Genomic DNA, 14550 nt, shown 5'->3' with positions numbered 1-14550 from the left:
CTTCGGTAGTTAAGCTGGCCAGCCCATTTGATAACCGATCGCACCTTACATGCTTAATGAATTCAGCTTAATTCAACGTTATTTTGCTAACGAAAAGGCCCAGCGCGCCGATGTTAAATTTGGCATTGGCGATGATGGAGCGGTCACGCGCCCCCTGCCTGGCCATGATTTAGTCACAGTAACCGATACCATGGTCGAAGGTGTACACTTTGACCACTCGACACCAGCGCGCGCTATCGGCCATAAAATTATTGCGGTTAATCTTAGTGATTTAGCTGCTATGGGTGCCGAACCCTGCTGGGTTTCCCTGGCTCTGACACTGCCGGAGTCGAATCCGGAGTGGTTACAGGAATTCGCTGCAGGGCTGCATGAAATTTGTGATTATTATAACTGTTCATTGATCGGCGGCGACACCACCCGCGGGCCATTGACTGTTACAGTAACCGCCCACGGCCAGGTACCTGAAGGCGAGGCAATACCCCGTTCCGGAGCCAAACCAGGGGACTGGATTTATGTTAGCGGGCCATTGGGCGATGCGGGTCTCGCTCTGGATATCACCCAGCAAAAAATATCCGCCAGAGGACCTTACGCGCAGCACCTGATTGAACGTTTACATTATCCAGGGCCACGGGTAGCGCTGGGTCAAAGCCTGAGAAGCATTGCCAGTTCATGTATTGACATTTCTGATGGCCTGGTTGCCGATCTGCAGCACATTTTAGAAGCGTCCAAAGCCGGAGCCGACATTATTATGGAAGAGTTGCCACTGTCGCTTGCCATGACAGAAACTCTGACTCAGGCCGAAGCTTATAAAAAGGCGTTGTCCGCTGGTGATGATTATGAACTCTGTTTTACGGTCGATGAACATAACCGCGGCCGGCTTGAAACGCTCACCGCGCATTTAAAAGATAAGCCCGCCTGCATAGGCCGAGTAACACAAAATAAACAGCCTTTGATTCATTTTAAGTTACATGGTGAACCCTACGAGGTTCAGTTAGAACAGGCTGGCTATAACCACTTTATGTCGTCTGGTAGCGATCAGGGGAATCGATGAAACGTTGGCCTTCGGTTCGTATGACGAATCCACTGCATTTTCTTGCGCTGGGCTTTGGTAGTGGCCTGGCGCCTAAAGCTCCCGGAACTTTCGGTACGCTGGCGGCAATTCCGTTAGTTGGCTTACTAAGCTTAACATCAGTGTGGTTTTACCTGATTTTTTTAGTCGCTGGAGTCATTTTTGGCATTTATTTGTGCGGCGTTACCGCCAAAGCGATGGGCGAGCATGACCATCCTGCCATTGTCTGGGATGAAATTGTCGGTTATGCCATCGCGATGTTTGCCCTACCTTTTGAGTGGCCTTATATCATCGCGTCATTTCTGCTGTTTCGGTTGTTTGATATTGCCAAGCCGGGGCCGATTGGCTGGGCTGACAGACAGTTGACGGGTGGCATGAGCGTAATGCTGGATGATGTGATGGCCGGCATTGTTAGCGCAGCCATCATCCATCTGGGGCTAATTTTAATCTAAACTGGCTTTAATTCGCTCAATTATCGCGGCAGCATCCAGCCCCAGCTCTGTCCGAATTTCTTCTTGGCCGCCATGTTTTATAAAGCTGTCGGGTAAACCAATGGCTAGCGTTTTAACCTGCAGATGATGCCTGGCAAGAACTTCTAAAACAGCAGTGCCGGCACCACCCTGAATGACGTTTTCCTCGACAGTAACTAATAATGAGTGCGTTTGTGCAGCCTCAATGATTGCCTGCTCATCAATCGGTTTGACAAAACGCATGTCGATGAGCGTTGCATCCAGCTGTTCAGCAGCCTGCTGACACTCGGGTAATAGCGCACCAAAATTAAGCAGCGCCACCTGCTGACCTTTAACGAGAGTGCGTGATTTACCGATCTCCAGTTTTTTGTCTTCGCTGCGCAGCTGGCAGCCGGTGCCGGCGCCGCGCGGATACCGAACAGCTGCGGGTCCGGAGTAATCGTATCCGGTTTTCAGCATATCGCGGCATTCTTGTTCATCGCCCGGTGTCATCACCAGCATATTGGGAATGCAGCGCAGATAACTCAGGTCAAAGGCTCCCTGATGGGTAGGTCCGTCAGCACCTACGATACCCGCTCGGTCAATGGCAAAAAGAACATCCAGGTTTTGTAACGCAACATCGTGGATAAGTTGGTCGTAAGCTCGTTGTAAAAACGTTGAGTAAATCGCCACCACGGGCTTAAAGCCAGCTATTGCGAGGCCGGCGGCGTAAGTAACGCTGTGTTGTTCGGCAATAGCGACATCAAAATATTGACGAGGATATTGTTTCGAGAAGTTAACCATTCCCGAGCCTTCGCGCATAGCCGGAGTTATTGCCATAAGCAGCTGATCTTTATCGGCGGTATCACAAAGCCACTGCCCAAAAACATCAGAATAAGAGGGTATGCCAGGCGGCTTGCTTGGTAACTGCGACAATTTCGGATCAAATTTGGGTACCCCGTGGTAGCCGATAGGATCATCTTCGGCAGGACGGTAGCCTTTACCTTTTTGGGTTACAACGTGCAATAACTGAGGGCCGCTTAAGTCGCGCATATTAGTTAATGCCTCGACAACCTCTTCGACATCATGACCATCAATAGGGCCAATGTAGTTAAAACCCAGTTCTTCGAAAATGGTTCCGGGAGACATCATCCCTTTCATGTGCTCTTCGGCCCGACTGGCAAAATTCTGAATATGCGGCAGCGGCTTTAATAGTTTTTTACCCTGCTCACGCAGTGATGTATAAACCTTTCCGGACAATAAACGGGCAAAGTGGCGATTCAAAGCTCCGACATTTTCAGAAATTGACATGTCATTATCGTTTAAAATCACCAGCATATTGGGCTTAATATCGCCTGCGTGATTCATTGCTTCGAAGGCCATGCCGGCGGTCATAGCGCCATCGCCAATAATAGCAACCGTCTTCTCTTTTGAACCCCGGCGCTCTGCTGCTACCGCCAGGCCAAGAGCAGCCGAAATCGAGGTGCTCGAATGACCGACCGAAAGAACATCGTATGGGCTTTCCTCCGCCCAGGGGAACGGGTGCAACCCGTCTTTTTGGCGGATAGTGTGCAGCTGCTGTTTTCGGCCGGTGAGAATCTTGTGGGGATAAGCCTGGTGGCCGACATCCCAGACGAGTTTGTCCGCCGGTGTATTAAACACATAATGCAGCGCGACGGTAAGCTCTACCGTGCCCAAACCAGACGCAAGATGACCGCTGCTTTTACTGACTGAGTTTAATAAAAACTGTCTGACTTCTGCACACACCTGGGGCAGTTGCCTGGCCTGCAGCCGGCGTAAGTCAGTTGGCAGTTCGATGTCGTCCAAAAGTGTTTTCATCGTACTCATAGTATTAATGGTCCCGCGTCAGCAGTGCGGTAGAAAAGTCCGCAAGTCGTTGTGTATTGTACGGGATATCCGCTAACGACTGTAGTGCTTGTTGATGCAAAGACAGCAACTTTTGCCGCGCCCCGTCAAGCCCCAGCAGCTGAACGTAGGTCGATTTGTGAGCCTGTTGGTCCGATCCCTGGGGCTTCCCTAATGTCTCTGTACTACCTGTTACGTCCAAAATGTCGTCCTGGATTTGAAAGGCCAGACCCAAACGTTGGGCAAAGGTTGCAAAGCCAGTCCGATAACGCTGCGCCTCAGCAGAACCGCAAAGCACGCCCAGCTCTGCGCTGGCAGCAATCAGGTCACCGGTCTTATGGCGATGTACCTGTTGCAGTTGTGCTTCGGTGAGGGGTTTATTGGTGGCCATTAAATCCAGTGACTGACCGCCGCACATGCCCATGCCACCACTGGCTTGTGCTAATACAGAAATCATCTGCAGCTGTTGTGGACAAGGAACCTGGTTCAGGCGATCGGCACTGAGCAGTTTAAAGGCAAGAGCCTGCAAGGCATCACCAGCCAAAATGGCCGTTGCCTGATCAAAGGCCACGTGGCAGGTCGGCTGCCCACGCCGCAAATCATCGTCGTCCATTGCCGGTAAATCATCGTGAATCAACGAATAAGCATGAATGCATTCTACCGCACAGGCTGCTGTTAACGCACTATCAGGATTGGCCTGACAAATTTCGGCGATATTCAGCGTAAGAAAAGGCCGTATCCGTTTACCACCCAGTAAGGCGCCGTAACGCATGGCTTCCGCCAGCCGAGGTTCGATACTGGCCTGCATCAACTGCTGGGCTAACGCCTCATCAACACGAAGGCGGGCAGCGGCAGTTAACTGATTAATGCTCACTGTGAAGCTCCGGACTCTTGTAACTGTTGCTCGCCGTTTTCTTCGATTAGCATCTTCACTTTGTGTTCTGCTTTTTGCAGTTGAGTCTGGCTGGTTCGGGAGAGTGCGATGGCCTGTTCAAACTTTTGTAACGATTGTTCGAGTGGCAGGTCGCCCTGTTCGAGCTCGTTAACCAGTTGTTCCAGTTGTTGCAGTGCATGTTCAAAACTTGGCGTGTTATCCGTTTGTTCCGACATCCTGAGATCCATTAACGCTTAAAGGTAATGGTATTATCTAATAAAGATCTGTCGATGTCAGCCGATGATAAAAGAACTTAATCGCAGAGTTTTATTGAATAGCTTGTCAGCAGCGCTGCGATGTTTAAAAATGGGTGTTATCTATTGCCCGTTAACGTCGCAATAAAACAGTAAACCAGGGGGAAGTTGAGTGGATATTGCAACACTCATAGGAATTATAGGCGCTATTGGTTTTGTCATCGCGGCTATCGTGCTTAGTGGCGACGTCGGGCTATTCATTAACGTCCAGTCAATACTGATTGTGGTTGGCGGCTCACTGTTTGTCGTCATGGCCAATTTTCCTTTATCGCAGTTTTTTGCCACCGGTAAAGTGCTGACAAAGGCATTCTTTTTTAAAATAGAACACCCGCAGGAGTTAATCGACACAGCGGTTGAGATGGCTGACTCAGCCAGAAAAGGGGGTTTTTTGGCGCTGGAAGAGGCCGAAATTCCCAACCGTTTCTTCCGCAAAGGAATTGATATGCTGGTGGATGGTCACGATGCCGATGTAGTGCGCCAGACTCTGTCAAAAGACATCCAAATGTCCTACTCACGGCACGAAGAAGGTGCCCGCTTCTTTACCGTACTGGCCGATATCGCGCCGGCGATGGGTATGATCGGTACGCTTATTGGTCTGGTGGGTATGTTGGCCAATATGGACGATCCTAAGTCCATTGGTCCGGCTATGGCGGTTGCCTTGCTTACCACCCTGTACGGTGCTTTTCTTGCGAACGTTATCGCTATTCCAATAAAGAATAAATTGTTATTACGGGCAGAGCAGGAAAAGCTAAATCAACAGCTTATTCTGGACGCTATTTTAGGCATTCAGGATGGCCAGAACCCTCGTGTTATTGAAGGTATGCTGCGCAATTACTTAGCTGAGTCTAAGCGCGTCGGCGCCGACCAGGAAGATGAGTAATCTGAATGGCTGCAGCTGACGAAGAAAAACAACAGCGTAAATGTCCGCCCCCCGGGTTGCCGGGCTGGATGGCGACCTTTGCTGATCTGATGACCTTGTTAATGAGCTTTTTCGTGTTGCTGCTGTCGTTTTCAGAAATGGACGTTTTAAAGTTTAAACAAATTGCCGGCTCGATGAAGTTTGCTTTGGGCGTACAGAATAAGATAGAAGTAAAAGATATCCCGAAAGGAACCAGCGTTATCGCTCAGGAATTTCGCCCGGGACGGCCCGAACCGACCCCGATCGAAACAATCCAGCAGCAAACCGTTGAAATGACACAGCAGGCGCTGGATTTTCAGGAGGGAGAGTCTGATTACTCCGGTGGCCAGGAGACTCAGCAGGAGCAACAGCAGTCCGAAGAAGAGCAAGATCAGCAAAGCGCCGAGGATCAAGCCAGCAGCGAAGAGCAAAGCGAGCAGACCCAGGAGCTGTTAGAAAAAATTCAACGTCAGCTGCAGGACGATATCAAAGCGGGTACTCTGGAGGTTGAACAGTTTGGTCAGCAAATATTGATCAGGATTAGGGAGCGGGGTTCATTTCCTGAAGGCTCGGCATTTTTACAGCCTCAATTTAAACCTGTTATTCATGAAGTGGCCGAGGCGTTAAAAGATATTCCGGGTGAAATAACCATCTCAGGTCATACCGATAATCAGAAACTGGTGTCTGAGATTTACAGTTCAAAATGGGACTTGTCAGCAAAACGGGCTGTTGCGGTGGCAGAAGAAATGACCACGGTTGATGGTTTTGAAGAAAGTCGCCTGGTGACCATGGGATATGCTGATACCAAACCCATTGTACCAAACAATTCTGCCGCTAACCGGGCCGAGAACCGGCGGGTTGATATCGCTATAATGCAAGGAAAAGCGAAAGAGTCAGACCCGGTTAACGTTGTTGATTAGGCATTCGACCATTAATTAGCGGCTGCTTGATAAAGCTTTAATGAGTATAATAGCAAGCGTTGTTGCCCCAATTAGGGTTCTGTTATGAAGTTTGTTGTCCGCCTGCACGCTGAAATCACTATAAAAAGCCGCGCTGTGCGTAAACGCCACAGTAAAATATTAACCAGTAATCTACGCAAGATTCTGGCACGTAGTGATGCATCGTTCGATATTAAGTCCAGATGGGACCGCATCGAGGTTAATGCCACAGCAAAGGATGGCCTCAGCGATGATCAGCTGCGCCAGGCGGTAACCGAAAGGCTGAGTAATACCCCCGGAATTTCCTGGTTTTCCGAGGTCATTGAACGGCCCCTGACCGAGTTCGACGAGTTGGCCTCTTGGGTTGCTGAGCATTGGCTTAACCGGATTGAAAACCAGACGTTTTGTGTGCGGATAAAACGTCAGGGTCAGCACAGTTTCAGTTCGTTACAACTTGAACGCCATATCGGCGGTTACATGCTCAGCCGTAGTAACAACGCCGCAGTAAAGTTAAACCATCCGCAGCTGACCATTAACCTGCAAATTAATGATCAGGTGGTCCAATTGCTCGGTAGCCGACAGCAGGGGCTGGGCGGGTACCCTTTGCCCACGCAGGAAACGACATTGAGCCTGGTTAGCGGTGGCTTCGACTCAAGCGTTGCCAGCTACGAGTTTATGCGCCGGGGAGCGCGCACACACTTTTGCTTTTTTAACCTAGGTGGTGACACTCACGAAGCTGCCGTTAAACAAATCTGCTACCACCTTTGGCAACGCTTCAGCGCATCACATCCACTGAAGTTTATCAGTGTCAATTTTGCCCCCGTGGTCGAGGATATCCTGAGAAACTGCGATAGTGGTTTGATGGGCGTGGTCTTAAAGCGCCAAATGCTAAGAGCCGCTTCGCGGGTAGCCGCCTACTTGAAAGCCCAGGCGTTAATAACAGGGGACGCAATGGGGCAGGTATCCAGCCAGACCCTGTCCAACCTCAAAGTTGTGGATGCTGCGACCGAAACCTTGGTGTTACGGCCGCTGATTACGAAAGACAAGCAGGAGATAATCGATCTGGCCCGACAGATTGGCGTCGAGCCTTTGGCTAAATCGATACCTGAATATTGCGGTGTAATTTCCGATAAACCCACCGTAATGGCGAATGGTTCGGCGCTCGAAGCCGAAGAAGAAAAACTGGATCAGGCATTGCTTAAGCAGGTTGTGAACGACGCAGAAATATTGAGTATGCAGGATATTGCAACGCAGTCTGATCGGCAGACTAAAGTCAACGAGACTCACCCGCAAAGTACAGAGCAAGTTATCATCGACATCCGTAGTCCTGCAGAAGCGCAAAGCACGCCTTTACAACACCCGTTAGCGGTGATTACCATTCCATTTTTTAAGTTACTGTCAGAATTCGGACAACTTGATAGCCAGCGCCATTATTTACTGTATTGTGCCCAGGGAGTGATGAGTAAAATGCAAGTGTTGTTATTGCAGGAAGCCGGTTATCACAATGTTTCGGTGTTAACAGAAGATAAAGGAAAAATCTCTTGAATCACGTGAAAGGGTCAGCGAAAGCCGTGCTATGGGCAAGGATCGCATTTGTCGTGTTGTTGATTGCGGCGACCGGCGCATTTTTTTGGCAATCGCCACCTTCTCAGGCAAATCAAATACCCCATCTGGACAAGCTGGTCCACTTTACGGTGTTTTTTTTACTTAGCTTAACCTTACACCGGGCTTTCACACTTAAAGCTCGCTTTGCGTTTGTGCTGTTAGCATTGTATGGCTTATTGATTGAGATAGCCCAGCATTATATTCCCGGGCGAGGTTCTGATGTGTATGACTGGATAGCCGATAGTGCTGGCGTTTTAGCTTACTTTGTGTTGACTTCTTTTTATCAAAAGTTAATAAAAAAACGCTGAGTTACTCAGCGTTTTTTTGTTTTTCCGGCACTTTTTGTTTTTTTCTTTTTAGTGCGCTTTTTCTCCGTCGAGGGGAATTTAAACTGTGGCCGCAAATCATCAAATACCCGACGCTCCAGCTTCTGTCCTGTATAGCGTTCGATACGCCCTAATAACAGCGCATCATGAGCTTCAATTAGCGATACTGCGGTGCCTTTTGCGCCGGCGCGTGCTGTGCGGCCAATACGGTGGACATACACATCGGCCTGCTTTGGTAAATCAAAATTTATAACAACACTGACAGCATCAATATCCAGGCCTCGGGCTGCCACATCGGTCGCCACAAGAACCGAATTATCAGCTTGTTTAAACTGCTGAATAATACGCTGCCGCTCGTCCTGCGGTAAATCGCCCCGCAAATGCCTGACCGGATAGTCCAGCTTAGATTCCAGAAAGCCGGCTAACTGCGCAACGCGCTCGCGTGTTTTTACAAAGACAATTTGGCGGCCGGGATACTCGGCCAGTACACGCAGTAGTATTTGCTGTTTATGCTCTGCGGTGTCAGCCTGGTAAATATACTGATTGATCTTTCCGCGCTCTCGCTTTGGAGGGGAAACTTCAATAAGCTCTGGTTCGTTCAGTAACCGCTTAGAGAATGCCAGTACGCCGGCACTTTCGAGTGTCGCTGATGACAGAATACTTTGCTGCCGATGGCGTGCGTGATGGGCTATTTCTTCAACTGTTTTGGTAAAACCTAAGTCCAGCATCCGATCAGCTTCGTCAATAATCAGCCACTCGACGGTTTCTAACTGGTATTGTTCGGCTTGCAGTAAATCAAGCAGCCTGCCCGGTGTTGCTATCAGCAAATCATGGGACTTTTCCAGTTGACTGAGCTGCGAGCCATAATTAATGCCTCCGGTCACTACAACCGAGCTTAATTGCGTTAATGCAGAAAACTGTTGAGCCTGTTGATGAATCTGTTCAGCAAGTTCACGCGTTGGCGCCAGCACAAGTATCCTCGCAGGGCCGGGGCTCTGACGCGGGAAGTCGAGTAGATGCTGTAAAGCTGGCAGTAAAAAAGCTAAAGTTTTACCCGTCCCGGTAGGCGCACTAAGCAACAAATCAAGCCCGTCGAGGGCCACAGGGATTGCCCGCTGTTGAACCAGGGCCGGCTTGTTCAGCTGGTGCTCTTTTAAACTGAATATTAAGCTGTCGTCCAGCTCCAGTTGATGCCACTCAAGTGCCATAAATTAGCCCTATCTTAATCAAAAAGACGCGTTGTTTAACGCAATAATAGCAAGGGTGTCGTAGCTTTGTGCAACATTTTGCTGGTGGTGCTACCGATAAAAAAGTTGCGCCCGCGGGACTGCCCATAAGCTCCCATGACCAACAGGTCGATCTGTTTTTCCTGCTGGTAGGCCGATAACGTTGACTCTATATCACCGAACCGAATTTCGAAATTTACACTATGCCGGTATTCACGTAAGTGATTAGCCGCCGCTTCAATTGAGGCGCGGGCATGGGGTGTGTCAGTGTCAACCATCACCAGGTCGATGGGCATCCCTTTAAATATTGGGCTTTCTGCCAACATTTTAACGCCTTTCCGGGCCGTGTCACTGCCATCAAAAGCCAACATTACGCTGGTCGGCTGTCGAAAACTTTTAGGCGTGACCAGTATTGGTTTTTGGATAGTCCTGACAACTGTTTCTAACGGGCTGCCGATAGGATCTGCACTAGCGGAATTCATATTGTGTAAGCTGATAACCAAAAGCCGCATTTGCTCTTCGACTTCGGTCAGCGACGCCACTGGGTCGCCATGGCGTTGTTGCCGTTGAACAGCATCTACACCTTGTTGGTAAGCAGCGCTTTCGGCTGCAGCGAGAAGGTTTTGACCGTGCTGCAGAGCAAGTTGATTACGCTGTTTGTCAAGGCGTGCCATTTCTTCGAGTAACGAAATCTGGCTCTCTGATTCGGGTGAGGCAGTCAGATTGAGTTGTACTGGGAAGCGATCTTCGTCCAGTACATGCAACAGATTTAACGGGCAACGCAGGCGGCGGGCGGCCCAGCTGGCATACTGACCGACAGCATTGGTTGATATGGAGCCATCAATAGCGGCTACGACATGCTTCATTACATTCCTTCCTTTTTTCGAGCCGCGAGTCTAGCATGGTTGCTTGTTTTCAGCCATGAGATCATGGATTCAACATTAGGCTTTCAATTTTCGTTAAAACCGCTAAATTAGAAGCACGAGCAATAATTAAAAATGGAACATATTATGCAAGCAAAGCGTTCGCTTATTTCACTCTCTGTGATACTTGCGCTGGGTCTGAGCACGGTAGGCTGCAGCGATAATAACGGTAATGACAATAATGACGCGCAGGCGTCGGAGCAACAGGATAAGGGGGTGGCTGTGCCGCCGGATGCGTTAGAGCAGGAATATGTGGTCGAATCACCGGTAGGTGAGCGTATTGATCCTTACTACTGGCTGCGGGACGATGAACGCACAGATCCGGATGTACTGGCTTACCTGGAAGAAGAGAACGAGTATTACGATGAGTACCGCTCAGATTATCAAGAATTAACGGAACGTCTGGAAGATGAATTAATTGGCCGGATAAAGCAGGACGACGCATCGGTTCCTTATACCAAGGGCGATTACCAATACTATACCCGCTACGAAGAAGGGAAAGAATACCCTATCCATGCCCGTAAACCTGTGGCAGGTGGCGAGGAACAAATCTTGTTAGATGTTAATGAGCTAGCGGAAGGTCACGATTATTACAATGCGGTAAACCTTACCATTAGCCCAAGCCAAAACCTGCTGGCCTTTATGGTCGATACCAATGGCCGTCGGCAGTATGAGTTGTGGATAAAAGACCTTAGCCGCGGTGAGCTGCAACAACAGCAACTGTCAGGTTTATCATCCAGTATTGCCTGGGCTGCCGATAGCAGTTCTGTGTTTGTTATCGAGAACGATCCCCAGACGTTACTTTCTACACAGGTTCTTAAACACCAGTTAGGCGCGGATGCAGACCAGGCTGAGCCAATCTATAAAGAAACCGATTCTTCATTTTATATGTGGCTTAGTAACAGCAAAGATGAGCAATTCGTCAAAATTCAGATGAGCAGCACCGTTGCAGATGAATTGCGAATACTGGACACCACTCAAAGCGATGCCGAATTAACCGTTTTTGCGCCAAGAGAGCGGGGTGTGCAATACAGCGCAGAACATCTTGATGACCGCTGGATTATTCGCACTGACTGGAATGCACCTAACTTTAAACTGATGCAGGTTGCCGATGATGCGGTAGGCGATAAAGATCGCTGGCAATCTCTGATTGACGCAGATGACGAGGTTTTCATTCAGAGCTTTGTCGCTTTTGATAATTACCTTGCTATTAACGAACGAAGTGACGGCCTGCGGCGTATCCGGGTGATGCCTTGGGATGACTTGCAACAGCAACATTATATTGAATCTGAAGAAGTTCCTTTTGTTACCTCTTTTGAACGCAATGTCGAACAAAATACCAATACACTGCGTTACAGCTATAGTTCACTAAAAACACCGGCCACCATTTATGCCTACAACATGGACAGTGGCGAGCGGGAATTATTAAAGCAAACGGAAATACTGGGTGACTTTGACTCTTCAGACTATCGCACCAAGCGTGTTTGGGCGACAGCTGATGATGGTACAAAAATACCCGTATCGCTGTTATTCCGCAGCGATTTTGAGCAGGATGGTACGGCACCACTATACCAGTATGCCTATGGCTCCTACGGCTCGTCCTCAGATCCGTCATTCCGCTCGACTGTGTTATCTCTGGTTGACCGGGGCTTTGTTTACGCGATTGCCCATGTCCGCGGCGGCCAGGAGATGGGACGCCAGTGGTATGAAGAAGGTAAATTGCTGAATAAGAAAAATACCTTCACTGACTTCATTGATGTGACTGAACACCTGGTTGACAAAGGCTATGCGCACCCGGATAAAGTATTTGCCATGGGCGGTAGTGCTGGGGGCTTGTTGATGGGCGCTGTGGCTAATATGGCGCCGGAATTGTATCGTGGCATGGTTGCGCGGGTTCCTTTCGTTGATGTTGTGACGACCATGCTGGATGAATCTATCCCCCTGACCACTAATGAGTTCGATGAATGGGGTAATCCAAAGCAAAAAGCCTACTATGATTATATGCTGTCTTATTCTCCTTATGACAATGTTAAAGCTCAGGACTATCCGGCGCTCATGGTGACAACGGGGCTACATGACTCCCAGGTACAATACTTTGAGCCGGCCAAATGGGTTGCTAAACTGCGGGACGTTAAAACCGATAATAATCCCCTGGTATTCAGCACGAATATGGAGGCGGGTCACGGCGGTAGTTCCGGCCGCTTCTCGCGACTGCGGGAAGTCGCTGAAGAGTATGCCTTTATTTTGGATTTACTGGACAGATAATGGGCTTTAACAGCCATTTAAAGAGGGAGCCGGGTTCGGCTCCCTTTAATTTAGTTCAGACCCAGGACCTGTTTACCCTGATTAAACTGAATATCGACCGGTATATCATTTTCCTGCAGAGCATCTAAATCCGTTTGCAGCTGACTATTGATGACACCGAGTTGCTGAACTAAAGCAGCTACTGCCTGGTAATCGCCATCGCCCTGCAACATGAGTATCTTTTTCGACAAACTGTTCATTGCCCGCCGCATCTGGCCCATATTGATCCCATACTGGCCCTCGGCATTACGGGTAAACGCATTCTCGTTGGCAAAGTAATTAAAGCGGATCATATTCGCTTTACCATGAGCACTGGATGCGCCAAATCGAACCGAGCGGAAAATACTGGCCATAAAGGTAACATAGTAATCCTCCAGCTGACCGGCCTGTAGGTGACCCTGTTCATACAGCTGGGTTATCATATACAGTCCGAGCACATCGGCTTTACCTTCTTCTAAGGCAGACGAATGCTCTTTTAAGGCACTGCGGACGGAGCCTTTACCGTTGATCGTATTTTTGATACCCAGTCCGTGGGCAATCTCATGGAATAATGTATTAGCAAAAAAGGCGTCAAAAGTGACGTGCTTACGTTGTTCGGGTACGACCAGCTGCTCAGCAATAGGCATCATGATTTGATCAAATTTGGCCCGCATCGCATTTTTAAGTTGCAGGCGCCGAGTCCCTTTTTGTAGCTGAACCTGTTCGTCATTGGGCAAGTTAACCGCGATAGTTTTACTGCCGGCATTCGAGCGACCGGCATAATAGATGGCATCGTAAACGCCAAGTTGAGCTTCCGAGCCGGGGGTTTCAGCTTTGTAGGCTTCCGTTACTGGTAAGTTACGTTGCAACGCAGGCAAATATTGGGTGTATTGGGCTAAGCGTTGACTCCAGTCAGGATCTTTAATCAACACGTATGATTCAAAGGCGGCCTTATAGCCGAACAGCTGATCTTCGTAGGTTTCGATGGGTCCGATAATAATATCGACCGCATTATCTTTTAACTCCACCCAGGCTAAGTCAGAGGCCCGGTACTGATCACTGAGGAAAGCATCTGCGCGCAGCCTCAAATAGTTTGCAAAGGCGTGATTTTCCGCCAAATCGGCCGCCCGGCGAAGAAGCCCCGCTGCGTTTTTCAGTTGTTTCGGGTAGGCCTGTGAGTAGGGTGTGCTGAGTAGCTCGTTGCTATCATTACGACGAATGAGCGTGTAGAGACTGTCTTTGTCCGGGTCCTCCAGGCGGTTAAATTCTTGCTTATCCATATCGGTAGGATAAAAATTGGCGCCAGCGGGCTTTTCGCCAAATTCTGCAATAAAAGGCGCATCATTTTGTAACCGATCCCAGGGACCGTAGTTAATTTCTGCAAAGTTTACGGCAGAATCCGGCAAAGCGGCTAAAAACTCACTGTGATTACCAGTGAACGCTTGTTGCCAGAACAAATTATCCATTATCTGCGACGCTTGAATAAGTAATCCGATCATACGTTTTTGTTTCGCCGATAAGTGACCCAGATCGCTGTTTAAAGAGTTCCGGGTATAAATATCAAAGCGATCTTCGGCCCCGCTTACCAGCTGATATTGATTATCAGTGTTTTCCGAAACCGCTTCGCTCGTACGTGTTTCAGCGGTAGAAGAGTCGTCCGAGCACGCAGCCAGTGTCGCAATTAACGGGATTAAAAAGACTAACTTTGTTAACATAAAGGCGCCATTTTTAGTTATATTAGACAGAGAAGATAGTTAATAAACTACTGTTTACCAGTTA

Annotated in this window: 13 protein-coding genes; 7 read left to right on the top strand and 6 right to left on the bottom strand. The window is 48.9% G+C overall.

All coding sequences use genetic code 11. From position 1 onward, the window contains the following. The first annotated feature begins 49 nt into the window (after window positions 1-49). Window positions 50-1051 (top strand): thiamine-phosphate kinase, encoded by a 1002-nt coding sequence (gene thiL / locus LG288_RS09705; RefSeq protein WP_404400025.1) that lies wholly within the window; start codon window positions 50-52, stop codon window positions 1049-1051. Further along, complete coding sequence (locus LG288_RS09700; protein ID WP_404400023.1) at window positions 1048-1521, top strand: phosphatidylglycerophosphatase A; 474 nt, start codon at window positions 1048-1050, stop codon at window positions 1519-1521. The genes thiL and LG288_RS09700 overlap by 4 nt, the downstream gene beginning before the upstream one ends. Here LG288_RS09700 and dxs read toward each other — a convergent pair. Genes dxs through LG288_RS09685 form a run of 3 tightly spaced genes read right to left on the bottom strand, consistent with a single transcriptional unit; the run spans window position 1513 to window position 4494 of the window. Further along, the gene (gene dxs, locus LG288_RS09695) at window positions 1513-3357 is read right to left on the bottom strand and encodes a 1-deoxy-D-xylulose-5-phosphate synthase (RefSeq protein ID WP_404400021.1); all 1845 of its coding nucleotides are present in this window, start codon (window positions 3355-3357) and stop codon (window positions 1513-1515) included. The two genes, LG288_RS09700 and dxs, sit on opposite strands and share 9 nt — an antisense overlap. 13 nt (window positions 3358-3370) lie before the next feature. Beyond that, the gene (locus LG288_RS09690) at window positions 3371-4258 is read right to left on the bottom strand and encodes a polyprenyl synthetase family protein (protein WP_404400019.1); all 888 of its coding nucleotides are present in this window, start codon (window positions 4256-4258) and stop codon (window positions 3371-3373) included. Further along, window positions 4255-4494: an exodeoxyribonuclease VII small subunit gene (locus tag LG288_RS09685; RefSeq protein ID WP_404400017.1), complete on the bottom strand. Its 240-nt coding sequence runs from the start codon at window positions 4492-4494 to the stop codon at window positions 4255-4257. The genes LG288_RS09690 and LG288_RS09685 overlap by 4 nt, the downstream gene beginning before the upstream one ends. A gap of 190 nt (window positions 4495-4684) precedes the next feature. On the opposite strand from LG288_RS09685, the gene pomA reads away from it, so the two are divergent. From pomA to LG288_RS09665, 4 genes are all read left to right on the top strand, one after another. Next, complete coding sequence (gene pomA, locus LG288_RS09680) at window positions 4685-5452, top strand: flagellar motor protein PomA (RefSeq protein ID WP_404400015.1); 768 nt, start codon at window positions 4685-4687, stop codon at window positions 5450-5452. A 5-nt stretch (window positions 5453-5457) separates the two neighbouring features. Continuing rightward, complete coding sequence (locus LG288_RS09675; protein ID WP_404400013.1) at window positions 5458-6390, top strand: flagellar motor protein MotB; 933 nt, start codon at window positions 5458-5460, stop codon at window positions 6388-6390. Between the two features lie 84 nt (window positions 6391-6474). Beyond that, entirely contained in the window at window positions 6475-7953 is a 1479-nt protein-coding gene (gene thiI, locus LG288_RS09670; RefSeq protein WP_404400011.1) for a tRNA uracil 4-sulfurtransferase ThiI, read from the top strand. 5 nt (window positions 7954-7958) lie between these two features. Continuing rightward, window positions 7959-8321 carry a VanZ family protein gene (locus LG288_RS09665; protein WP_404403088.1) on the top strand — a complete coding sequence of 121 codons (363 nt, stop codon included), beginning with the start codon at window positions 7959-7961 and terminating at the stop codon, window positions 8319-8321. A 5-nt stretch (window positions 8322-8326) separates the two neighbouring features. Here LG288_RS09665 and srmB read toward each other — a convergent pair whose 3' ends face one another. After that, window positions 8327-9547 (bottom strand): ATP-dependent RNA helicase SrmB, encoded by a 1221-nt coding sequence (gene srmB / locus LG288_RS09660; RefSeq protein WP_404400009.1) that lies wholly within the window; start codon window positions 9545-9547, stop codon window positions 8327-8329. A gap of 35 nt (window positions 9548-9582) precedes the next feature. Next, entirely contained in the window at window positions 9583-10431 is an 849-nt protein-coding gene (locus tag LG288_RS09655) for a universal stress protein (RefSeq protein WP_404400007.1), read from the bottom strand. 144 nt (window positions 10432-10575) lie between these two features. Here LG288_RS09655 and LG288_RS09650 point away from each other — a divergent pair, with 144 nt between their 5' ends. Continuing rightward, on the top strand, window positions 10576-12753 hold the full coding sequence (locus LG288_RS09650; protein WP_404400005.1) for a S9 family peptidase: 2178 nt from the start codon (window positions 10576-10578) through the stop codon (window positions 12751-12753). Window positions 12754-12803: 50 nt separating this feature from the next. On the opposite strand, the gene LG288_RS09645 is transcribed toward LG288_RS09650, so the two are convergent. Continuing rightward, the gene (locus LG288_RS09645) at window positions 12804-14486 is read right to left on the bottom strand and encodes a Zn-dependent hydrolase (RefSeq protein ID WP_404400003.1); all 1683 of its coding nucleotides are present in this window, start codon (window positions 14484-14486) and stop codon (window positions 12804-12806) included. Window positions 14487-14550 lie beyond the last annotated feature (64 nt).

This window comes from Idiomarina seosinensis, assembly GCF_044797955.1.
Lineage (GTDB): Bacteria > Pseudomonadota > Gammaproteobacteria > Enterobacterales > Alteromonadaceae > Idiomarina > Idiomarina seosinensis_A.
This window is presented reverse-complemented; position numbering and strand designations above follow the sequence as displayed.

Excerpts from the sequence above, each read along its gene's own strand:
- LG288_RS09700 (WP_404400023.1), top strand. The coding sequence starts at position 1,048 with ATGAAACGTTGGCCTTCGGTTCGTATGACGAATCCACTGCATTTTCTT.
- srmB (WP_404400009.1), bottom strand. The coding sequence starts at position 9,547 with ATGGCACTTGAGTGGCATCAACTGGAGCTGGACGACAGCTTAATATTC.
- thiL (WP_404400025.1), top strand. The coding sequence starts at position 50 with ATGCTTAATGAATTCAGCTTAATTCAACGTTATTTTGCTAACGAAAAG.
- LG288_RS09650 (WP_404400005.1), top strand. The coding sequence starts at position 10,576 with ATGCAAGCAAAGCGTTCGCTTATTTCACTCTCTGTGATACTTGCGCTG.
- dxs (WP_404400021.1), bottom strand. The coding sequence starts at position 3,357 with ATGAAAACACTTTTGGACGACATCGAACTGCCAACTGACTTACGCCGG.
- LG288_RS09685 (WP_404400017.1), bottom strand. The coding sequence starts at position 4,494 with ATGTCGGAACAAACGGATAACACGCCAAGTTTTGAACATGCACTGCAA.
- thiI (WP_404400011.1), top strand. The coding sequence starts at position 6,475 with ATGAAGTTTGTTGTCCGCCTGCACGCTGAAATCACTATAAAAAGCCGC.
- LG288_RS09655 (WP_404400007.1), bottom strand. The coding sequence starts at position 10,431 with ATGAAGCATGTCGTAGCCGCTATTGATGGCTCCATATCAACCAATGCT.
- LG288_RS09645 (WP_404400003.1), bottom strand. The coding sequence starts at position 14,486 with ATGTTAACAAAGTTAGTCTTTTTAATCCCGTTAATTGCGACACTGGCT.
- LG288_RS09675 (WP_404400013.1), top strand. The coding sequence starts at position 5,458 with ATGGCTGCAGCTGACGAAGAAAAACAACAGCGTAAATGTCCGCCCCCC.